This window comes from Zhengella mangrovi, from assembly GCF_002727065.1.
Lineage (GTDB): Bacteria > Pseudomonadota > Alphaproteobacteria > Rhizobiales > Rhizobiaceae > Zhengella > Zhengella mangrovi.
Genome location: NZ_PDVP01000016.1, coordinates 86,144 through 107,632, shown reverse-complemented (window position 1 = coordinate 107,632; position 21,489 = coordinate 86,144). Strand labels below are relative to the sequence as shown.

At 64.9% G+C, this 21,489-nt stretch carries 21 protein-coding genes; 13 read left to right on the top strand and 8 right to left on the bottom strand.

Features of this window, described 5'->3' with window-relative positions:
• Window position 1: 1 nt before the first annotated feature.
• Together CSC94_RS19855 and CSC94_RS19850 are read right to left on the bottom strand one after the other, a co-directional pair.
• Window positions 2-871, bottom strand: coding sequence for a branched-chain amino acid ABC transporter permease (locus CSC94_RS19855; protein WP_099308115.1), 870 nt, complete (start codon window positions 869-871; stop codon window positions 2-4).
• A gap of 63 nt (window positions 872-934) precedes the next feature.
• On the bottom strand, window positions 935-2,128 hold the full coding sequence (locus CSC94_RS19850) for an ABC transporter substrate-binding protein (protein WP_099308114.1): 1,194 nt from the start codon (window positions 2,126-2,128) through the stop codon (window positions 935-937).
• A gap of 182 nt (window positions 2,129-2,310) precedes the next feature.
• On the opposite strand from CSC94_RS19850, the gene CSC94_RS19845 reads away from it, so the two are divergent.
• The 5 genes from CSC94_RS19845 to CSC94_RS19825 all read left to right on the top strand — a co-directional run bounded on the left by CSC94_RS19845 (window position 2,311) and on the right by CSC94_RS19825 (window position 6,124).
• A complete protein-coding gene (locus CSC94_RS19845; protein ID WP_099308113.1) occupies window positions 2,311-3,024 on the top strand; it encodes a GntR family transcriptional regulator in 714 nt (237 codons plus the stop codon).
• A gap of 76 nt (window positions 3,025-3,100) precedes the next feature.
• Complete coding sequence (locus CSC94_RS19840; RefSeq protein ID WP_165784519.1) at window positions 3,101-3,982, top strand: transporter substrate-binding domain-containing protein; 882 nt, start codon at window positions 3,101-3,103, stop codon at window positions 3,980-3,982.
• A gap of 112 nt (window positions 3,983-4,094) precedes the next feature.
• Complete coding sequence (locus CSC94_RS19835; RefSeq protein WP_165784518.1) at window positions 4,095-4,475, top strand: DUF2513 domain-containing protein; 381 nt, start codon at window positions 4,095-4,097, stop codon at window positions 4,473-4,475.
• Between the two features lie 105 nt (window positions 4,476-4,580).
• Window positions 4,581-5,678: an NAD(P)H-binding protein gene (locus tag CSC94_RS19830; RefSeq protein ID WP_342585967.1), complete on the top strand. Its 1,098-nt coding sequence runs from the start codon at window positions 4,581-4,583 to the stop codon at window positions 5,676-5,678.
• A gap of 35 nt (window positions 5,679-5,713) precedes the next feature.
• Complete coding sequence (locus tag CSC94_RS19825; protein WP_099308110.1) at window positions 5,714-6,124, top strand: DUF4345 domain-containing protein; 411 nt, start codon at window positions 5,714-5,716, stop codon at window positions 6,122-6,124.
• Window positions 6,125-6,208: 84 nt separating this feature from the next.
• On the opposite strand, the gene CSC94_RS19820 is transcribed toward CSC94_RS19825, so the two are convergent.
• On the bottom strand, window positions 6,209-6,691 hold the full coding sequence (locus CSC94_RS19820) for a helix-turn-helix domain-containing protein (RefSeq protein WP_099308109.1): 483 nt from the start codon (window positions 6,689-6,691) through the stop codon (window positions 6,209-6,211).
• A gap of 276 nt (window positions 6,692-6,967) precedes the next feature.
• On the opposite strand from CSC94_RS19820, the gene CSC94_RS19815 reads away from it, so the two are divergent.
• The 8 genes from CSC94_RS19815 (at window position 6,968) to CSC94_RS19780 (ending at window position 15,904) form a co-directional block, all read left to right on the top strand.
• Window positions 6,968-8,317: an alginate export family protein gene (locus CSC94_RS19815; protein ID WP_099308108.1), complete on the top strand. Its 1,350-nt coding sequence runs from the start codon at window positions 6,968-6,970 to the stop codon at window positions 8,315-8,317.
• A gap of 55 nt (window positions 8,318-8,372) precedes the next feature.
• Window positions 8,373-9,638, top strand: coding sequence for a serine hydrolase domain-containing protein (locus CSC94_RS19810; RefSeq protein WP_245408423.1), 1,266 nt, complete (start codon window positions 8,373-8,375; stop codon window positions 9,636-9,638).
• 620 nt (window positions 9,639-10,258) lie between these two features.
• Window positions 10,259-11,122 (top strand): FAD binding domain-containing protein, encoded by an 864-nt coding sequence (locus tag CSC94_RS19805; protein WP_099308136.1) that lies wholly within the window; start codon window positions 10,259-10,261, stop codon window positions 11,120-11,122.
• Complete coding sequence (locus CSC94_RS19800; protein WP_099308106.1) at window positions 11,122-11,601, top strand: (2Fe-2S)-binding protein; 480 nt, start codon at window positions 11,122-11,124, stop codon at window positions 11,599-11,601. The genes CSC94_RS19805 and CSC94_RS19800 overlap by 1 nt, the downstream gene beginning before the upstream one ends.
• On the top strand, window positions 11,601-13,850 hold the full coding sequence (locus CSC94_RS19795; RefSeq protein ID WP_099308105.1) for a xanthine dehydrogenase family protein molybdopterin-binding subunit: 2,250 nt from the start codon (window positions 11,601-11,603) through the stop codon (window positions 13,848-13,850). Before CSC94_RS19800 ends, CSC94_RS19795 begins: the two co-directional genes overlap by 1 nt.
• Window positions 13,843-14,088 (top strand): MoaD/ThiS family protein, encoded by a 246-nt coding sequence (locus tag CSC94_RS19790; RefSeq protein WP_099308104.1) that lies wholly within the window; start codon window positions 13,843-13,845, stop codon window positions 14,086-14,088. Before CSC94_RS19795 ends, CSC94_RS19790 begins: the two co-directional genes overlap by 8 nt.
• A gap of 103 nt (window positions 14,089-14,191) precedes the next feature.
• On the top strand, window positions 14,192-15,157 hold the full coding sequence (locus CSC94_RS19785) for an isopenicillin N synthase family dioxygenase (RefSeq protein ID WP_099308103.1): 966 nt from the start codon (window positions 14,192-14,194) through the stop codon (window positions 15,155-15,157).
• A gap of 3 nt (window positions 15,158-15,160) precedes the next feature.
• Entirely contained in the window at window positions 15,161-15,904 is a 744-nt protein-coding gene (locus CSC94_RS19780) for an alpha/beta fold hydrolase (RefSeq protein WP_099308102.1), read from the top strand.
• Between the two features lie 316 nt (window positions 15,905-16,220).
• Here CSC94_RS19780 and CSC94_RS19775 read toward each other — a convergent pair whose 3' ends face one another.
• The 5 genes from CSC94_RS19775 to CSC94_RS19755 form a co-directional block, all read right to left on the bottom strand.
• Window positions 16,221-17,219: an isopenicillin N synthase family dioxygenase gene (locus tag CSC94_RS19775; RefSeq protein WP_099308101.1), complete on the bottom strand. Its 999-nt coding sequence runs from the start codon at window positions 17,217-17,219 to the stop codon at window positions 16,221-16,223.
• Between the two features lie 158 nt (window positions 17,220-17,377).
• Entirely contained in the window at window positions 17,378-18,745 is a 1,368-nt protein-coding gene (locus CSC94_RS19770; RefSeq protein WP_099308100.1) for an amidohydrolase family protein, read from the bottom strand.
• The gene (locus CSC94_RS19765) at window positions 18,742-19,530 is read right to left on the bottom strand and encodes an ABC transporter permease (RefSeq protein ID WP_245408421.1); all 789 of its coding nucleotides are present in this window, start codon (window positions 19,528-19,530) and stop codon (window positions 18,742-18,744) included. The genes CSC94_RS19770 and CSC94_RS19765 overlap by 4 nt, the downstream gene beginning before the upstream one ends.
• A gap of 7 nt (window positions 19,531-19,537) precedes the next feature.
• Window positions 19,538-20,311, bottom strand: a complete 774-nt coding sequence (locus CSC94_RS19760) for an ABC transporter ATP-binding protein (RefSeq protein WP_099308098.1) — start codon at window positions 20,309-20,311, stop codon at window positions 19,538-19,540.
• Between the two features lie 7 nt (window positions 20,312-20,318).
• Window positions 20,319-21,317 carry an ABC transporter substrate-binding protein gene (locus CSC94_RS19755; protein ID WP_425356538.1) on the bottom strand — a complete coding sequence of 333 codons (999 nt, stop codon included), beginning with the start codon at window positions 21,315-21,317 and terminating at the stop codon, window positions 20,319-20,321.
• Between the last annotated feature and the right edge of the window lie 172 nt (window positions 21,318-21,489).

Sequence of the window (21,489 nt, the reverse complement as noted above, 5' to 3'; positions counted from 1 at the left end):
ATCAACCCCAGGGCTTGCCCATCAGGCCTTGCGGCCGGATTGCCAGGAAAATCATCAGCGAAGCGAAGATGGCGAGATAGGTGATGTCGCCGTATTGCGACAGCACCGAGAGGCCGATCGATTCCAGCATGCCGAGGATGAAGCCCCCGGCGATGGCGCCCGAGATCACGCCCGCGCCGCCGATCATGACCATCATGAAGGCCTTGATGGACGTCGGCCCGCCCATGCCGAGGTTGATGCCGGTGATCGTCACAAGAAGGCCGCCGACGAGACCCGCCAGCATGGCGCCGAGCGCGAACCCGATCATCGAGTAGCGGTCGACATCGACGCCCTGGAGCTGCGCTGCCACGCGGTCCTGGGCCAGCGCGCGCATCGCCCGCCCGGTCCGCGAATACTGCATGAACAGGATGAAGGCGACGATGGAGAGAATGGCCAGGGCCCCGATGAGGATCCGGTCATAGGGCATGATCAGACGGAAATCCCAGTTCAGCACGCCGTTGACGATCTTCGGCACGCCGCGCTGCTTCTCTCCGAACACCAGCAGGATCACCGCGTCGAGGAAGAAGGCGATTCCGGCGGCAAGCAGCATCGTGCTTTCTTCCCGCGACGATCGCCGGATGACCGGCCTGAACAGGTACTTCTCGATCAGCGCACCGACGACGGCCAGCGTGATGGCCGAGGCCGCCAGCCCGACAACGAAAGGCAATCCGAGCTGGGCATAGATCGTGTAGGTCACGAAGCCGCCCAGGACATACATCTGCCCGTGCGCGAAGTTGAGGACGTTCATCAGCGCGAAGATCAACGTCAGGCCGAGCGCGATCAGTGCATACTGGGCTCCGAGATAGAGCCCGTTCGCCAGTATCTGCTCCATGAAAATCCCCCTCTCCGGCGACGGGGGCCCGGATTGCTCCGGGCCCTCCGGAACCGCTGTTGATCAGTCGACCTCGGCGATGAAGAGCGTCTCGAACTTGCCGTCCTTGAACTCGTTCACGACCATCGGCACGAACACCTGCCGCTTCTGGCCGAACGACGTCATGCCGACGTATTTCAGCTTGCTGTCGCCCTTCATGTAGGGGTTCGGCGCCGAGAAGGTGTCCATCGTCTTCTTGAACTCGTCGACGTTGTCGATCGCCGCCGGGTCCGCCTTCAGCGTCTCGATGATGTATTCGAGCGCGTAGACCTTGGTGTTGGATTCGTCGTTGTATTCGCCGAACATCTTCGTGTAGCGGTCGACGAATTCCTTCATCGTGTCCGACGCGATCTCCGGCGTGGAAGCACCGCCCACCGAGATGAAGCCGTTGGCGAGCTCGCCCGCACCTTCCTGCAGAACGGTGGCGTCCTGAGCGGTTTCGGTCGAGATCAGGCCCTGGTAGCCAAGCTCGCGGGCCGAGCGGATGAGCTGCGGCGCATTGGCCGGCGCGACGCCCGAAAGCACCAGCAGGTCCGGCATGGTCTGGATGACCGGGGTCAGGACCGGGGTGAAGTCGGTCGTGTCGACCTGGTAGGTCACGTTGTCGGAGACGACGTCGAGGCCGAGCGCCTTCGCCGCGGCAACGCCGCCGTCGCGCTGGCTCAGCGGGTCGGATTCATTGGCGGCGACGAACGCCACCTTCTGAACGCCCTTGTTCTCCTTCAGGTATTTGTAGATCGCCGGACCCGACTGGTAGTTGGCGATCATGCCGAGAATGGCATTGCTGGCCGGTGCCGTGTAGAGCTCCTTCGGGAAGGCGTAGGGAAAATACATGATGCCGTTCTGCTCGGCCACCGGTCGCACGGCCGCGGCGCCGTCATCGACGTTCGGGCCGACGACGTAGTGGATGCCTTCCTGGGCCATCTTCTCCATGCCGGCGATGGCGCGCTTGGGATCCTTCTGGTCGTCGAAGGTGACGATGTCGATATCGTAGGTCTTGTCGCCGATCTTCACGCCGCCCATTTCGTTGAGCCACGCCGCGCGGGTCTGCATCGACCGGACGTTGGATGTGCCCCAGGCCGCGGCCGGGCCGCTGGTCACGCCGACAAAGCCGATCTTGAGCGTTTCGTTTGCCCAGGCGCCAAGGCTGGCGACGGAGAGGAAGGTGCTGGCGGATACGGCAACCGCCGCGGTCTTGAGAATGCTGCGTCGATTCATCTTGGGTCTCCCTGATCAAGCGGGCCCGGATTGACTATCGTGCCGGACGGCCTACATGAAAGGATTGTTAACAATCTCTGTCAACGATAATTTTGTTGATTGTTGATAAATTTGCATGCAGATTGAATTTTATTCTGCTCACATGTTAATCAGCGTGCCTAAATTTGCGGAGACCCGCGGAAATGCTGAAAAATGCCGTCGATCAGAAGGCTTCGGAAGACGATCTGGACGAGGAGGGAATCGTCAACCGGATCTACGAGGCGATCATCGAACAGCGCCTGCCGCCCGGCACCAAGCTGTCCGAGGCCGCCCTGTGCGAAGCCTTCGGCGTCGGCCGCATGCGCGTGCGCCGAAGCCTCCTGCTGCTGGCCAGCCGGGGCGTCGTCGACCTGCAGAACAACCGCGGCGCCTATGTCGCCCAGCCGACCATGAGCCAGGCCCTCGAGGTCTTCGAGGCGCGAAGGACGATCGAGCCGAACGTGGCGCGGCTGGCGGCGCGGCGCGCCAACAAGGCCGACGTCTCCGACCTGGCTGCCCATCTCGACATGGAAGCCGAGGCCCGGCGCCAGGGCAACCGCCAACTGGCGATCCGCCTGTCGGGACAGTTCCATGTCAGGCTCGCCAAGGTGGCAAGGAACGAGGTCATGGAGCGCATGGTCAAGGAACTGGTGACGCGCACGTCCCTCATCATCGGGATGTACGGGTCCGCCGGCACCAAGAATTGCCACGACGACGAACACGGCGACATTCTCGAGGCCCTGCGCAACATGAACAGCGAAGCCGCGGCCTCGCTGATGGAACAGCACCTTCGGCACATCGAGCAGGAGGTCGATCTCACTTCGGAGCGCAAGCGCCAGGTGAATCTGGTCGAGATTCTGTCAGGCGAGGCCAGTTAGGACCGGGATGGTCTGGGCGCCGACATGGTGCGCGGACCGCTCATGCAGTCCACGAAAGGCACCAGGGCGGCGACAAATGCGTCTTGCCCGGCGGCGGTCCCCGGACATTTCGGTGTCGGGCTGCCGATTGATATCAGTCAATGACGAAATGCTGCTTGTTCTGCCGGATAACGACAGTCGTTTTTGTGCGGCGTCGTTCTCGTTCTGCGCCGTGGCGGACAGGGAGGGTTCAATGAAATGCATTGCGTCTTTGGCGGCGGCAATATCGCTTGCCGCGCTTCCCTGCCTGGCGGACACTGTCACCATAGGAACCGTGCAGGCTTACGATACGGGCCTCTACACCGTAGAGCCGTCCGCGGTGCAGGGCTTCGAAAAGGCATTGGGCGACGAGCTTTGCCAGCGCGCGGCGGTCACCTGCGAATGGGTCGTGCTGCCGCCGGAGGCGCTTGTCACGGCAGTGGCATCGGGCAAGGTCGACGCTGCGATTTCAGGCTTGCCCGTGACCACCGAGGTGGGTGGCGATCTGACCTTCACAATGCCCTATCTCTATCCGGATCCTTATGGCTACCTCGGACGTGCCGGCCAGATGCATCCGGCGGGCGTTACCCAGATCGCCTCTGTGTCGAAGCTCGATTTAACAGAGCTGTCAGCCTCGACAGGGGTCAACTACAAGAAGTTCGAGAACATGAACGACGCGATTGCCGCGATGCTGGACGGGACGTTCCCCTCGGTGTTTGCGGAAAAGGAGGTCCTGGACCCCTTGATCGCAGCCTCAAACGGCACTCTTGGCTACGTTTACAAGGATCGGAACGTTCTATCCGGCATCGGGATGCTGTTCCGTGCCGACGACGTCGATCGCCGATTTCTGTTCGAGGATCAGATCTTCGAGATGTCGCAAGATGGCAGTCTGAACGCGCTGACCAAGACCTGGTTCGGCATTGATGCGGCCGGCTGGTGAGGCCTCATGCAGGGCTTCGCGCGCGAGGATCGTTGTCCGGGTCGACGAGGCCGATACAGGTACCGGGATCGTCCAGTCAGGGCCATTTTCGAACAGAAGGAGGTTTGAGCCGATGAAACGGGACATGAATCTTGCTCGCAAAATCCTGTTTGCAATCGAGGCGAGCCGCGACGACACGCAGGCCTCCATCCGTTTGCCCGTCGACGACTACGATACGCTGCACATTTCGCACCATATCCAGTTGCTGAAGGAAGGCGGGCTCATTCACGCGATTGAAAGCACCCACACGCTCAATGCCTCCACGTCATGGAAGCCCCATTCGCTGACGTGGAAGGGCCACGATTTCCTGAACCTCATCCGTGACGATGCGACCTGGGAAGCAATCAAGGACGAGGAAGCAAGACTCGGCGGTGATCTGCCTTCGGATCTGATTGCCGAGACGGCGCAGTCGATCATGCGAAAACGGTTGACGTCACCAGCGAAACCAACCTGAGCTGCCCCCCGCATGCGTTGCGCATCCAGGAAATCATATCACGGTCCTTTTCCCCGCTTGCCCTGATCAAGCCGCAGGCAATGGCTGCTTTCAGGCGGCGAAGGCATGATCGCGGACGGCGAATTCGGGGGTGCCGTGCTGACTGACTGGCTCGGGGCCGGATGCGCATTGGCAGCTTCGACCACCAAGGCCGCCTCGACAGTGGCCGGTTTTCAAGCGGTGCCCGGCACGACTCCCGGGAACTCCCGGAGGAGCCGTCGTCAGTATCTGGCCCTTTTGGCGGCTGCGGCCAAAGAGCTGGCCTCGCCGGTCAATACCGCGCCCGCTGGCGGCATCTATTCCCTGATCATCCATTCGAACCAGGGAGACAGCAAGATGCAATCAGATTCAATCCTCGTGATCGGCGCCACCGGCAAAACCGGGACCCGCGTCGCCAACAAACTGGAAGCCAAGGGCCATTCCGTTCGCCGGGGGTCGCGCAACGCCGGGACGCCCTTCGATTGGGAGGCGCCCGAAACGTGGGGCCCGGCCCTGGCCGGTGCCCGCGCAGCCTATGTCACCTACTTCCCCGATCTCGCGTTTCCCGGTGCGGTCGACAAGCTCGGTTCGCTCGTCGAGACAGCAAAACAAAGCGGCGTCGAACACGTCGTCCTCCTGTCGGGACGTGGCGAACATCACGCAAGGCTTGGCGAAGACGTCCTGCGGAGCTCTGGCATGGACTTCACCATTGTCCGCTCGGCCTGGTTCGCGCAGAACTTCTCCGAAGGCTACCTGCGCGACCCGATCCTTGCCGGCACCCTGCCGATGCCGGGCGGCGATGTCTGCGAGCCGATTATCGATATCGACGACATCGCTGACGTCGTGGTGGCGGCGCTGACGGAAGAGGGCCACAAGGGCGAACTCTACGAGGTGACGGGCCCGCGGCTGCTGACCTTCGCCGAGATGGCCCACGAGCTGTCCGTCGCCATTGGAAAACCGATCCAGCACATACCGATCAGCTTCGAGGCGTTCCATGCCGGGATCGCCAGGTCCGGCGGTGACTTCGTCGCGAACGTCTTCACGGCGATCGCGCGCGAGACGCTGGACGGGCGCAATGCTCACGTCAGCGACGGCGTCGTGCGAGCCCTTGGCCGACAGCCGCGTGATTTCACCGGGTTCGCGAGGAACGCTGCCAAGTCCGGTGTGTGGTCCGTCGCCGCGTGACTTTCGCAAAACCTTACACCTGGAAAGGACATTCCATGACACTCTTGCAGAAAATCGCGCTTGGCGTATCGGGCGTGACGTCGCTTGGCATCGGCGCATGCATCCTGGCTGCCCCGCATGCCTTCTATGCGAGCTACGGCATCATGCTGGGCCTTGAACCCAGCCTCCTGAGCGAGTTGCGAGCACCCGGTGCGGGGCTTGCTGCCTTCGGCGCCATCATGCTGACCGGCATGGTCCGGCAGGCCTTGAGCCAGATCGCTCTCGTCGCCGCGCTGACCGTCTATCTCGCCTTCCCGGCGGGCCGGATCGTCAGCATGGTCATCGACGGAATGCCATCGAGCGGCATCATCGCCGCGCTGGTCCTGGAACTGGCCATCGCCGCGCTGTGCCTCTTCGCTTTCCGGCCGGGGGTACGACCCGGGTTGACCGGGATCGCGGCCCATTGACGAGGACGACGGACAGGCAAATTCGTCGAAACGTGCCTGATGTTCACCCGGACCGGGTCACCGGGAACTCCGACGTGCGACATGTCACCGGATTGGCGCCGCCGATGCCTTTGCCGTTTCGAATGCCTTCAGGATATCGGCCAGGTACTTCACGCTGTCATTGGTCGACTCCTCGAGTTCCTTGCTCGCGTTTCGCAAGACAAAGAGGTTTCCGTTCCCGTCACGACCTACCCATCCCTTCTTCTGAAGGGTACTGACCTTGCGGCGAACGGTTTCGCGCGGGATCCCGGAAAAATCCGCGATCGACTGCATGTTGATCGGAACCTGGAAGTGCTCCTGGCCGTCGCCTCGCGTCAGTTGGTCGTAGGTCAGGAGTTCGGGGTTCCATTCCTCGGGCCTCGTGCGGTCGCCGATGACAGCGAGGATCAGCAGCAACTCCAGGTCCCCGTCGAACTTGTCGTGCAGTTGTATCAGTAATTGCGTGAATGCCCGGAGATGTTGCGGCCATATCGTGCCGAAATTCTCTCTTACGAACTGCAGTTCCGGGTTTTCCTGTTTCCTGTTCATTCCCGTTTCCTGGATCCTTGCGAACTTCACCCAAAATGGGCGGCATCAATGTCGACACCTTTCGTTGGGCCGTTAGTTTTGTCGAACAACGGGTCGATGTCGAGGTATCGAATGGCGTTCGTGAGGATGGAGCCGCATCGGAGAACTGCCGTTGCTCCCGGAAGGGAAGCAGCTAGGAAGCAACGCCTTGGGCGATGGCTGCAACGCGCCCTGATCGTCTTGGGCGTTACTCTGATTGCGGGGGAGGCCTCTTCCGAGGAGCAAAAGAACGATCGCATGCTTCTCCATGACGCCAACGGCCTGGTGATCCGCGCCCATTTCCAGGCGGGTATCAACGGGGTCGTCGAGCGCAATCTCTTCTGGGATCTCGCGTCAACCTTTGCGCCGACTTCGGGCTACGATTCCGATGCCAACTGGCTCGAATTCTATGTCAAGCCCGGCTTGAGCTTCGACTATTCACTGGCCAATGGCGGGACGTTTTACGGAAAGCTGACCGGTGTCGGTTCCTACACGTCGGGAACGGACGCCTATGCGGAAGGCAATACCGGACGGATCACGCTGGAAGAGGGCTATCTCGGATACAAGACGGCCGATCTCGGAGGCGTTCGGCTCGACATGTCGGTCGGTCCTCGCGAGTTGAAGCTGGGCACCGGCATGCTCGTGGCCAACGGCGCCTCTAGCGGTTTCGAGCGAGGTGCCTTGAAGCTCGGACCGCGCAAGGCCTGGGAAATGTCCGCCATCGGGCGGATCTACAGCGGGGGTGCGACCGGTACGGTCTTCTACATCGATCCCAACGAACTGCCCTCAAGCGACAACGGCAACCGTCTGGCCGGCGGTGACATTCGCTACGATTCATCGAGCGGCGGCTACATCGGCCTCACCTACCTGAATGTCCTGGAATCGCGGACGCCCTATCCCCAGGCGGCGCCTGGCGGAATTGGTCCCCCGTCGATCATCGCGAACGGGCGGGACGGAACGAACGCGATCAATTTCTATGCGAGAACCAATCCGTTCGAAGGGATGTACGGGAATCTTTTCGTCAATGCCGACTTCGCCTACGAGTGGAACGACCGGATAGACCTTTCCGCCTGGGCGGGACGCGTCCAGGTCGGATATGCATTCAATGACCTGCCCTGGTCGCCGACGTTGACCTATTCATACCAGACCTTCTCCGGCGACGACCCGAACACGTCGAGACTGGAGAGGTTCGATCCGCTGTACTACGAAGGATCACCGTCCGCTTGGGCGACCGGTTCGAAGTCTTCCATGGTCTTCCTGAATTCAAACGTCCAGTCACACAATATCGCGTTGCGGCTGCAGCCGACGCGCCGGGATTCGGTGACGTTCCGCTATGCCCATATACGGGCGAACGAACTGAACAGCCCGATCCAGTTCGGGCAGGGGACCCGGCCCGGTTCGATCGGTGGCAGCTCGACCGTGATTTCCGGCGTGACCGACGCGCATCTGTCTGACGATTTTTTCCTCGAATACAGCCGTGTCATCAATCCGAACACCTATCTGACAGCCGGTGTCAGCGTGGCCTTTCCCGGCGCCGGCATCAGGAATCTGCCCGGCCATCAGCCCTACTGGACAGGAGGCTTCCTCAATGTCGTCGTCAACTACTAACCTGATTGCGCTGTCGACAGCGGTCTTGCTTTCTCTCGGATGGGCAAGTGGAAGCATGGCACAAGCGCAGACCCTGTCTGCCGAACAGTCCGACCCACGCGTCATGGGCTGGATGGAAGGCTTTCCTCCACCGCCGGACAAGCTGATTACCCAACCTGATTCAAACTACTTCAGCTTTCCCAAACTCCGCTGGTCGGTCTGTCATTTGCGGGAATTCCTGCCGACCGAGCAGATCAGCCGCGGCCTCGGCGCCCCTGTCGCGCTCGACTATCTTCCTCCGGCGCAATTCGCCGACGAAAGGCAGGCGATCGACAAGCTGACCTTCAAGCCGTTGAACAGCGACGCGTCGATGACCTGGCAGGAATCCCTTCTGGCAAACTACACGGACGGGATCCTCATCCTTCACAAGGGACGGGTTGTCTACGAACGCTATTTCGGGTGTCTCAAGGAAGACGGCAAGCACGCCGCCATGTCGATGACGAAGTCTGTCACCGGTCTCCTGGGAGAAATCCTTGTTGCGGAGGGTGTCCTCGACGACGCCCTGCTCGTGCGCGATATCATCCCGGAAATCGGTAGCAGCGCCTTTGCCAGTGCGACGGTCCGGCAGGTCATGGACATGACCACCGGCGTCCAGTACTCGGAGAACTATTCCGACCCCGAAGCGGATATCTGGCGCTATTCGGCTGCTGCCAGCCCGTTCCCGAAACCGGAGGGATACAAGGGGCCGAACGGTTACTGGGAGTACCTGCAGCAGGTCAGACCCGAAGGAACGCATGGCGATGCCTTCCACTACAAGACCATCAATTCCGACATGCTGGGCTGGATCATCAGCCGTGTGACCGGGAAATCCGTAACCGAACTCGCATCCGATCGGCTTTGGCGCCGAATGGGAGCCGAGCAGGACGCCTACCAGACAGTCGACGGGAAGGGGGTGCCCTTTGCGGGTGGCGGTATCAGTGCCGGCCTCCGCGATCTTGGCCGTCTCGGCCTGCTCATGCTGAACGAAGGCAGCATCCACGGAAACCGGCTGTTCCCGGCCGACGTCGTGAAGAAGATCAAGGCAGGCGGAGACCCGACGAAGTTCTCCGGGTACCCGACGATCCCGAACGGCAGCTATACCAGCCAGTGGTGGGTCTTCCACAACAGCCACGGTGCCTTTGCGGCCCGCGGCGTCCATGGCCAGACCATCTACGTGGACCCGACCGCCGACATGGTCCTGGTTCGCTTCGCTTCCTTCCCAAGGGCTCAGAACGGTTTCATCGACCCGACTTCATTGCCAGCCTACCAGGCGGTCGCGGAATACCTCATGTCGAAGGAATAGCTCCGTTCAGCGGTGCCCGACGCCTGTGCCTCGACCGGCTGCCGGAGTGGCGGATCTCCCCTTCTTCATTTCCAAGGCGATAAGGCCTTGCCGGACAACGCCGGTTTCCGCCAGGATTTCTAACGGGATCCGGCGTCCATGATACGGGCGCCGGAGCCTGGCGCGTGGAGAGAGACCGAACGGCATTCCCGAGCGCGCGCCAGCCTGAACAAGCCAGTGCGCATCCCGCAAAGCCCTAATCCCTCTTGGCCCTCGCTCTGCGGTCCGAATTCTGCTGCCACGTGCCGATGTTTGCCGCGATCTTCATTTCCGGGGCGGTGCGGCCGAAAACAGCCGGTATGCCGGGACGGTTTTTCTTGAGCCCGGCGGTCTCTTGTGATCGAAATGACGTCCGACCGATTCCGCCGGGTTGCGAGGCATCCGGCCTGGCGGCAACCTGAAGGGCAGGGCGGCGGTGGCAACGGCGCTTCCTGTTGGCCGCGTTCCATACCCTTTCGGGGCGACCCGCCTTCCGGCGCGTCGATCATGATCGCGGCAAACGGGACAGCGAGTGGCCGGCAGGGGTGTTCGCCGGGCGACCGGCAAGCGTCCTGACCGGTTTCGACAGCAAGGGAGATCACATGCGGTATCATGTTGCGGAGACCTTCGAGGAGGCATCGCGCCTGGCCATGGCGGCCGGGGGTGTGACGCGTTTCCTCGCGGGCGGGACGGACGTTCTCGTCCAGATGCGGGCCGGGGCGGTTTCGCCCGACGACCTGATCGACCTGAAGAAGATCCCCGGCGTTCGCGATATCGTGCAGGCCGCGGATGGCGGCTGGCGGATCGGCGTCGCCGTTTCCGGTGCGCAGCTCGGCGTCCATGCCGGCGTGAAGCGCGACTGGCCGGGCGTCGTGGAAGGCATGGAACTGGTCGGTTCGACCCAGGTGCAGGGCCGCGCCACGCTGATCGGCAACCTGTGCAACGGCTCTCCCGCCGCCGATGGCGTGCCGGCGCTGGTGGCCGCCGGCGCGACGGTGACCGTGACCGGGCCCGGGGGGCACCGCGATGTCGCCATCGAGGCGATCCCCGCCGGGCCGGGCAAGACGGCGCTCAGACAGGGCGAGGTCATTTCCGCGCTGACACTGCCGGCGCGCGGCGCCCGTGGCGGCGACGCCTACCTGCGCTTCATCCCGCGCACGGAAATGGACATTGCCGTGGTCGGCTGCGCGGTCAGCCTGCGCGTCGAGGGCGATACCATCACGGAGGCCCGCGTGGTCCTGGGCGCGGTGGCGCCGACGGTGGTGCTGGTGCCGGAAGCGGCCGGCGCCCTCATCGGCACGACGCTCGACGACGCGGCGCTGTCCGCGCTGGACGCGGCGGCGCAGGCCGCCTGCAAGCCGATCAACGACAAGCGCGGAACCGTCGAATTCCGCACCGAGGTGGCCGGCGTCCTGGCGCGCCGCGCCGCGCGCATCGCCTACGACCGCGCCAGGGGAGCCAAGTGATGAGCAAGATCCACGTTTCAACCACGGTCAACGGCGATCCGGTCGAGTTCCTGGCCGATCCGCGCGAGAGCCTGCTCGACTGCCTGCGCAACCACCTGGACCTGACAGGCACCAAGGAAGGCTGCGGCACCGGCGATTGCGGCGCCTGCTCGGTGACGCTCGACGGGACGCTGGTCTGCTCGTGCCTCGTGCTCGGCGTCGAGGCCGACGGCAAGTCGGTCGGAACGATCGAGGGCATGGCGACGGGTGCCGAGCTGCACCCGCTGCAACGCAAGTTCATCGAGCATGCGGCGCTGCAATGCGGGTTCTGCACGCCGGGCATCCTGGTGGCGGCCAAGGCGCTGCTGGAGCAGAACGACAACCCGAGCGAATCCGAAATCCGCTACTGGCTGGCCGGCAACCTGTGCCGCTGCACCGGCTATGACAAGATCGTGCGCGCGGTCATGGACGCCGCTGCCGAAATCAGGGGAGCCGCGTGATGAACAAGATCGATCGCATCAGCGAATTCAAGCTGGTCGGAACCCGGCCGGACCGTCCCGACGGCCTCGACAAGGTGACCGGCCGGGCGCGCTACGGCGCCGACATCTCCGCCCCGGGCATGCTCTGGGCGGCGGTCGTTCGCAGCCCGCATGCGCATGCGCGGATCCGGCGTATCGACACGTCGAAGGCCGAGGCGCTGGCCGGCGTCAAGGCGGTAATCACGCGGGCCGACTTTCCGACCGGGCTGACCGGCGAGGACTGGAACCTGCAGGAAAACACCATGGCCGGCGACGTCGCGCTCTATGACGGCCACGCCGTGGCGGCCGTGGCCGCGACCTCGGCGCTGATCGCCCAGGACGCGGCGCGGCTGATCGAGGTGGACTACGAGATCCTGCCGCATGTCATCGATGTCGACGACGCGATCAAGCCGGACGCGCCGGCAATCCGTCCGGGTTCGGCCGACGCGTCGGTGCCGGAAGGCATGCCGCCCAACGTGGTGCGCTACATGGAGTTCGGCCGCGGCGACGTGGAGGCGGGTTTCGGCGACGCCGACCTCGTCATGGAGCGGAGCTACAAGACCGAGGCGACGCACCAGGGCTACATCGAGCCGCATGCCTGCCTCGGCCAGCTGGGCGAGGACGGCAAGGGCGAGATGTGGGTCTGCACGCAGGGCCAGTGGTTCATCCGGCGGATGTGCACGGCGGTGCTCGGCCTGGAGACCGCGCAGCTGCGCGTGACGCCGTCGGAGATCGGCGGCGGCTTCGGCGGCAAGACGACGATCTTCATGGAGCCGCTGGCGCTGGCGCTCAGCCGCAAGGCCGGCGGCCGGCCGGTCAAGCTCGTCATGAGCCGCTCGGATGTGCTGCGCGCCACCGGGCCGACGGCCTCTGCCTCCATGGACGTCAGGATCGGCATGAAGGCGGACGGGACGATCACGGCCGCCAAGGCGGTGTTCCGCATGCAGGGCGGCGCCTTCCCCGGTTCGCCCGTCGACATGGCGCTCTACTGCGCCTTTGCCCCCTACAAGCTGCCGGCGGTGCAGCATGTCGGTTACGACGTGCTGGCCAACCGCCCGAAATGCGCGGCCTACCGCGCGCCTGGGTCGCCGATGGGCGCGTTCGCGGTGGAAAGCCTGATCGACGAGATGTGCCGCGAACTCAAGCTGGACCCGCTGGAGGTGCGGCTGAAGAACGCCGTCGAGAAGGGGGATATCGCCAGCTACGGACCCAAGTTCGGCAGCATCGGCCTGGTCGAGGTCCTCGAGGCGACGAAGGGGCATCCCAACCTGGCGGCGCCGCTCGGGCCGAACCAGGGCCGCGGCGTGGCCGCCGGCTACTGGTTCAACCATGGCGGCGAAACCTCGGTGTCGCTGGCGATCTCGGAAGACGGCTCGGTGCAGGTGTCGGTCGGTACGCCGGACATCGGCGGCAGCCGCGCCTCGATCGCGCTGATGACGGCGGAGACCTTCGGCATTCCCTACGAGGACGTGCGCGTCAACGTGGTGGAAACGGGGGCGCTCGGCGTCAACGAGCCGACGCATGGCAGCCGCGCGACCTTCGCCTCCGGCAAGGCGGCGGTGGAAGCGGCCAACCAGGCGATCAAGGAGATGTGCCGGCGCGCCGCCAAGGACTGGGGGATCGATCCGGAGGCAGTGGCCTGGGTGGACGGCGCCGCCGTTCCGGCCGGTGACAATGCCGGCCAGTTCGAGCCGATGACCATCAAGACGATCGCAAGGAAGATGGGCTCGACGGGCGGGCCGATCTCGGGCCACCACGAATCGGTGCCAGGCGGCGTCGGCGCGTCCTTCGGCGCGCATGTCGTCGACGTCGAGGTGGATCCGGAAACGGGCCGCACGACGATCCTGCGCTATCTCGTGGTGCAGGATGCCGGCCGGGCCATCCATCCCTCCTACGTGGAGGGCCAGTACCAGGGCGGCGCGGCACAGGGCATCGGCTGGGCGCTGAACGAGGAATATGTCTACGACGACAAGGGCCGCCTGGCGAACCCGGTCTTCCTCGACTACCGCGTGCCGGTGGCCTCGGACCTGCCGATGATCGACACGGTGATCGTGGAAGTGCCCAACCCGGGCCACCCCTACGGCGTTCGCGGCGTCGGCGAGACCGGCATCACGCCGCCGCTGCCGGCCATCGCCAGCGCCATCCAGGCGGCGACCGGCGTGCGCATGCGCCACCTGCCCATCAATCCGCCCAAGCTGCTCGCAGCCATGAAGGCGGCGCGGCATGGTTGACGTGCACCTGTGGTCCGGCCTGCGCCGGCTCACGGGCGGCGCGGAAGTGGTAAGCGTCGAGGCGACGACGGTGGGGCAGATGCTGGATGCGCTGGTCGCGGTGCATCCGGGCCTTGCACCGATCATCGCGGGCGGCGTTGCCGTGGCCATCGATGGCGAGATCACGACCGGCGGGCGTCACCTGCCGGTCAGCGATGCCAACGAGATCCACCTCCTGCAACAGATGAGGGGTGGCTGACACGGCGTGACCGAGCACGGGCCGGTCTGGCTTGAAGCTTGCTTTCCTGACTCCGGAACCAGAAGAACCGGAGCATGTGCTTATGGAACGGGCAGAACAGCCAATGCCAGCGGCGGCAGGTGCCGCCTTGCCGATCATCGACGTTTCAAACCTGTCATCTTCCGATCCCGCGAAGCGACGCGCGGTCGGCGGCGAAATCCGCGAGGCCTGCCTCGCTTCCGGCTTTCTCTACTGCGTCGGCCACGGCATCCCCGACGGCCTGAGGGAGGCGGTCTTCGCGGAGAGCCGGCGCCTCTTTGAGCAGCCGCTGGCCGCCAAGATGGCGGTCGACAAGTCCGGCTCCTTCTGCAACCGCGGCTACGAGGTGCTCGGCGGGCAGACGCTGCAGGCCGGTGCGAAGCCCGACCTGAAGGAGGGCTACTACATCGGCCTGGAACTGCCTGAGGACGATCCGCGGGTCGTGTCGCGACGGTTCAACCGCGGTCCGAACCAGTGGCCGGTCGACCTGCCGGCCTTCAAGCCGGTGATGAACGCGTGGTTCGCGGCGCTGCTCGACTTATCGGAACGGCTGATGTGCGGCCTCGCGCTGTCGCTCGACCTGCCCGAGGATCATTTCGCGGGGTTCTGCCGCGATCCGCTGGCCATCCTGCGCCTGCTGCATTATCCGCCGCACCCGCCGCAGGCCGGCGAGGACCTGCTGGGGGCCGGCGCCCATACCGATTTCGGCGGGCTGACGCTGCTGGCACAGGATGACAACGGCGGGCTGCAGGTCTGGGACAAGGACGACGAGCGCTGGATCGACGCGCCGCCGGTTCCGGGTGCCTTCGTCGTCAATCTCGGCGACATGATCGCGCGCTGGACCAACGACCGCTACCGCTCGACGCTGCACCGGGTGATCAACACCTCGGGGCGCGAGCGCTACTCGGTGCCGTTCTTCTATTCCGGCAACCCGGATTTCGAGGTCGCCTGCATTCCGACCTGCCTGGCGGCGGGGGAAGCGCCGAAATACCCGCCGATCCGGGTGGAGGACCACCTCATGGCCATGTACCGCAAGACCTACGCGGCGTGACGCATGACGGATCCGGTCATTCTCATTCACGGGGCCTGGCAGGGAAGCTGGGTCTGGTCGCGATTGCTGCCGCGCCTTGAGGCGGCGGGCCTGACGGCGGCAGCCGTCGACCTGCCCGGCAACGGCGCCGATGGAACGGACCCGGAGCGGGCCAGCCTCTCGCTCTATCTCGATCACCTCGACGGCGTGCTGGCAAAGCTCGGCGGACGGGCGAGCCTGGTCGGCCATTCCGGCGGCGGCATCGTGGCGACGGCCTTTGCCGAGCGGCATCCCGATGCCGTGTCGCGCGTTGCCTACCTCGCCGGCATGATGCTGCCGTCCGGCATGACGTTCGGCGACCTCTTGCGCCGGGAACGGGCCATGGAACGGGGCCTGCTCGGTATCGGGCCCTTCCTGGAATGGCCCAGGCCGGGGCTGGTCAGCGCGGTGCCGGCCCGGGCCGGCGCGGACATCTTTCTCAACGACATCGCGTCCGACGAGGCACTGGACCTTGCCGGAAGGCTGACGCCTCAAGGCGAGAACGGCCGGGCCTTGGCGGCCTGGTGGACGGCGGAGCGCTTCGGGCGCATTCCCCGGCTCTACGTGGAATGCCGTCGCGACCTGTCGGTGACACCGGAAATGCAGCGGCGGATGCAGGACCTCGTGCCGGGCGCCATGCGCGTGGCGCTGGATGCCGGCCACGCGCCGCATGTCAGCCAGCCGGGAAAGCTGGCTGCCGTGCTCATCCCCTGGCTGAAGGGAGACTGATCGCGGCGAACCGCCCGGAGGAGCGGCGGCATCCCGGGAAAGCCTCGCCGCTCCCCGCTTTCCGCATCAATGCGGTGCAAGGCGTTTCCGCCTGGCTGCAATACGGGTTTCCAGCCGCATTTGTGCAACGCCAGGCGTTCCCGCCTGGCTGCAAACGGGTTCCCGGAGGCATTTGTGCGACGCCAGGCGTTTCCGCCTGGCTGCAATACGGGTTCCCGGCCGCATTTGTGCGACGCCAGGCGTTTCCGCCTGGCTGCAAAACGGGTTTCCAGCCGCATTTGTGCAACGCCAGGCGTTCCCGCCTGGCTGCAAAATGCTAGAGCGCGTTGGCGCGAATCCGCTCCTGCAGGTAGTCGTGGGCCGTGATCGGCGGGTAGGTCTTCTTCGGACCCTGGATGACCGCGTCCTTGTTGGCCTGGCAGAAAAAGGGCAGCGAGTAGCGCGGGCCGAGATATTCATCGGCGCGGGGCATGCGCACGCGGTGCAGGGTCGATTGAAGCTGGTCGTCGCTCCAGCGCATCAGCATGTCACCGATGTTGCAGGTGATGACGCCTTCGGCGGGCTCGACATCCGTCCAGGCATGGGTGTCATGGTCCTTGCCGGGACAGACCTGGAGTCCGCCCTGACCCACCTTCTGGTGCAGGATGGTCAGGCAGTCGAAATCGGAATGGGCGCCGGCCCTCCAGCCGGTGAAGTCTTCCGGCTTGGCGTCCTCCATCGGCAGGTAGTGCAGCAGCCGAAGGGTGGACTGGTACTCGGGGCTCATCGGGTCATGGGCCTCGGTGAAGAAGTCCTCGTGGAAGCCGAGCTTGAGAGCGAAGCAGGACAGCACCTTCATGCCCAGCGCCCAGTTGGCCCGTTCGAAGGCGAGCATAATGGCCTTGAAACCGGGCAATTCATGCGAATCCGGCCAGAGACTGGCCATGCGCGGCAGGGTGATCTGGTAGCTTTCCTTGTTGTCGGCCGTACCGGTGGAAGGGCGCACCTGCGCCTTGTATTCCCAGCCGGAATTGGTGCCCTTGAGCAGCGGCATCTTCTCCTTCGACGCCATCGGCAGGTCGAAGAACTTCGCGGTCATGTCGAAGGCCTCGTCGATCTGGGCCTGCGGAATGCCGTGGTTGACGAGCTGGAAGAAGCCGATATCCACGGAGGCGGCCCAGAGCTGGTCGGCGATCTCCTGCTTGCGGCGGGCGAAATCCGACAGGTCGATTTTCGGCACGTCACGGATCACGGTGGTGCCGATGCCGCCGATGGTGGCTTCCTTGTTCAGTTCGGCAAGGCTGTAGTCCTGTTTGGGTGCGGTCTGCATGTTCATGTCTCCAGATCTCTATTGCGGCGCCGTCCGGCGGCCGCGTGAAGCAAAAAGGAGCAATGACCGGCGTCCCGGCCCTGCGGCCGGAAGCGTTGACTGCTTATACTCCCTGTCATGGTTGTCGGCGGGCGGGACGGGCCCCGGCGATGATCCCCTTTCTCCTATGGTCGTGTTGCGATGGCGCGGACGGCAGCGAGCGCCTCGGCACCGAGCGCATCGAGGTCAAGCCAGGGAACCCGCCCGTTCTCGACCAGAGGCCTGCCGCCAACGAAACTGTGGCGCACGCGCATGTCGCCGCCGGAGATGACCGGGGCGATGGCCCGGTCGTGCTGGCCGAAGTAGCGCGGGGCATTGAGATCGAAGAGCACGATATCGGCGGCCTTGCCCGGCTCCAGCGTGCCGATGGCGTCAAGGCCGAGCACCCTGGCACCGCCGGCCGTCGCCCAGTGCATGACCGTTTCGGCGGTCGTGGCGGTGACGCCCTTGGCGGCACGGTGAACCGAGAAGGCGGCATAGAGGGTCGACGCCATGTCGGCGGCCTCGTTGGCGGCCGCACCGTCGACGGCCAGCGAGACGGTTCCGCCAAGGGCGTGAAGAAGGTCGGCCGGTGCCACGCCCGAGCCGAGCCGGGCATTGGCCTGCGGGCAATGGGCCATGCCGGTGCCGGTCTCGGCGAGCAGTTTGACCTCGTCCGGCGTGCATTCGACCAGGTGGGCGAACCAGACATCGGGGCCGAGCCAGTCGTGGCCGGCGAGCCATTCGACCGGGCGCTTGCCATAGAACTCCGTGGTGTGATCGACGTAGTCCATGTTCTCCGACAGGTGGCTGTGAAGCCGCAGCCCCATGGCGCGGGCGGCCGAAGCGATCTCCTTCAACTCGGGCTCGTGCAGCGAGAAGGTCGGTGTCGTCGGCGCCATGACGACGCGGCGCATGGCGTCGGGGGCGGGATCGTTCCAGCGTTTCGCATCGCGTTCGACCGCTGCGATCATGGCGTCGAGCGGCTCGGTCGGGAGCGGCGTTATCTCGGCGCTGTCGAAAGCGCGTGCCTTGGTCGCGCCACCGCGGCAGAGCACGAAGCGGATGCCGAACCGGTCGGCCATGTCGAAGAGGATCTCGCCGGGATCGAAATCGTAGCGGTCGGAATAGAAATAGTGGTGGTCGGCGATGGTGGTCGCGCCGGACAGCACCAGTTCGGCCATGCCGACCCTGGCCGCGGTCTCCATCAACGGGCCGGTCAGGCGATCCCAGTAGGTGTAGGGTACGAGGCGCAGCCAGGCAGCCAGCGCCTCGTTCATGCCGGCCGGCACCGCTTTCATGATCGACTGGAAGAGGTGGTGGTGGGTGTTGACGAGACCGGGCGCAACCACGCAGCCGGACGCGTCGACGGTGCGCTCGCCGGGCTCGGGGGCGAGGTCGCCGACCGCGGCGATCCGCCCGCCGCGCACCCGCACGGCGCCGGACGCGCGCGCGGCCGGTCCGGTCAGCCCGGTCAGGATCGCGTCGGCGTTGACGATGAGGAAGTCCGTCATCGCGACCCCTTGGGCAGGCTCCAGGGGAAGAACAGGCGCTGCGCCATGGAGACGGACTGGAACAGCGTCAGCGACATGACGACCAGGATGGCCAGCCCGGCCCAGGCCTGCGGTACCTGGAACATGGAGGTCGAGAACTGGATGAAGAAGCCGATGCCCTTGTCGGCGGCCACGAACTCGGCCACCACCGCGCCGATGACCGACAGGGTGATGGAGATCTTCAGGCCGGAGAAGATATAGGGAATGGCGTAGGGAATGCGGATATGGGTGAACTCGCGCCAGGCGGGCGCACGCAGGGACCGTGACAGCTCGATCAGTTCGGACGGTGTCGCCAGCATGCCCGTGGTCATGGAAACGACCAGCGGGAAGAAGGTGATGAGGAAGGTGATGACGATGCGCGGTGCGTCGCCGGAGCCCAGCGCGACGATGATGATGGGCGCGATGGCGACAACCGGCGTCGACTGTATGACGACGAGGAGCGGATAGAAGCTGTCCGACATGAACTTCGACCGCGTCAGCGCCATGGCGATGGGCAGCGAGACAAGGATCGAGACGGCATAGCCGACGAGGGCGACCCGCAGCGTTGCCCAGACATGCTCCAGCCAGCGGCCGGGCGGGATGGAGGAAAAACCCTCTGCGATACGGCTCGGGGCCGGCAGCACGAAGGAGGGAATGGCGAACAGCCGCGTCGCGCCTTCCCAGACGAGCAGGATGACGAGGAAGGTCGCCGCGGGCCGGAAGACGGGCGAGGCGGCGAGGCGCTTCCAGAGGGCCGGCTCAGCCACGGTGCGCTCAGGCCGCGCGCTTGAGGAGGAGGCTGCGGAGATGGCCGGAGAAGTCATGCATCACCTTTGACGACGTGGTTTCGACCGTACGCGGCCGGGGCAGGGGGACGGGCAGGTCCTCGATGATCCGACCGGGCCGCTCGCTCATGACGAGCACGCGGTCGGCCAGGAGGACGGCCTCGGAAATGGAATGGGTGATGAAGAGCACGGTTTTCGGGCGCTCCTGCCAGATGCGGAGCAGTTCGAAACCCATTTCCTCGCGGGTCAGGGCATCGAGGGCCGAAAACGGCTCGTCCATGAGCAGGATATCCGGGTCGAGCAGGAGGGCGCGGGCGATGCCAACGCGCTGCTGCATGCCGCCGGACAGTTCGTTGGGCAGGCGGCGTTCGAAACCCTTCAGCCCGACCATCTCGAGAAGGTCGCGCGCCCGGGCCCGGTCCTCGACCCCGACGCGGCCCTGCTTGTGGCGGATCGGGAAGACGACATTGTCCTCGATGGTCGCCCAGGGCAGCAGCGTCGGCTTCTGGAAGACGATCCCGACGTCGTCGCGCGGGCCGTCGACCGGAAGGCCGAAAACCTCGACCGTGCCGGACGTCGGGGCCAGGAGCCCGGCCGTCAGGCGCAGCAGCGTGGACTTGCCGCAGCCCGAGGGGCCGAGGACCGCCACGAACTCGTGGCGGCCGACTGTCATGTCGACCCCGCGCAACGCCTCAAGCGTACCCGATGCCGTATCGAAGATCTGGCCGGCGCCTGAAAAGCGCAGCGCGGGGGTCTTTTCCATGATGGCCTCAGCTTCCGGGCACGAAGTCGCGGTTGACGATGGTTTCGGGGTCGAGTTTCGTCGTGTCGAGGCCCTGGGCCTTGGAGACGCGCTCCCAGGTGGCCTTCAGGCGTTCAGGCTTGAAGACGCCAAGGCCGTCGGCCTCGGTAACGTCGTTGAAGATCAGGACCAGGGTGTCGTTGACCGAGCCCTCGACCGCCTCGGACTTCAGTTCCGGCACCATGGCGGTCACCGCGGCGGCGGCTTCCGTCGGGTTTTCCTTCACGAACTCGACCGACTTCTTGAAGGCGTCGATGAACCGCTTGGCAACATCCGGGCGTTCGGCGAGGAACTTGTCGGAGGCGATCAGCGAGGCCGAGTAGAGTTCGAGACCGGCCGCCGACCACGGCAGGACGATGATCTCCTTGCCGGCTTCCTTGGCCTGGCCGGTGTAGCGCGAAACGTCGGTGACCCAGGCGATGATGGCGTCCGTGCCGCCGGTCATCAACAGCGGGCCGAGGGCGCCCGGATCGGACTTTGTCAGCGTGATGTCGCCCTCTGTGAGGCCGATGTCGGCGAGCACCAGCGGCAGGAAGACGTTGGACGAGGTGAAGGGCGAGGTTGCCACCTTCTTGTCCTTGATGTCGGCGATCGTCTCGATGCCGTTGCCCTTGACCGTGTAGAAGGCATGGGGACCCTTGTTGAACAGCGACATCACAGCGCTGACGGCAACGCCTTCGTTGACGCGGGCCGCCATGAGCGCGCCGATATCGGCGGAACCGATGTCGGAGGTGCCGGTGGCGATCTTGGTAATGGCTTCCGACGAGCCGCGGCCCTGCTCGATGGAGACGTCGAGGCCGGCATCGGCGCAGAAGCCCTTCTGGATGCAGACGTAGATGGGGGCCTTGTCGCCGCCCGGCAGCCAGTCGAGCTGGTAGGTGACCTTGTCGGCAGCAGCGGCCGGCATGGAAAGGGCAGCCAGCGCCACGGCGCCGGCGGCAAGCTTGGCGGTAAGGGATTTCAGCATGTCAAAGACCTTCCTTGTGCTGTTTGGCCCGGTGAGGGTTGGCCGGGACGGGATGGACCGGTGGGAAAAGGAAAGCCGGCACGCACCCCGCAGGGGACGAACCGGCTTTGTCGCTCGGGAGAAGATGAGAGAAGGTAGACAGGCTTGGGCACGGGGTCGCCTCCGGACAAGT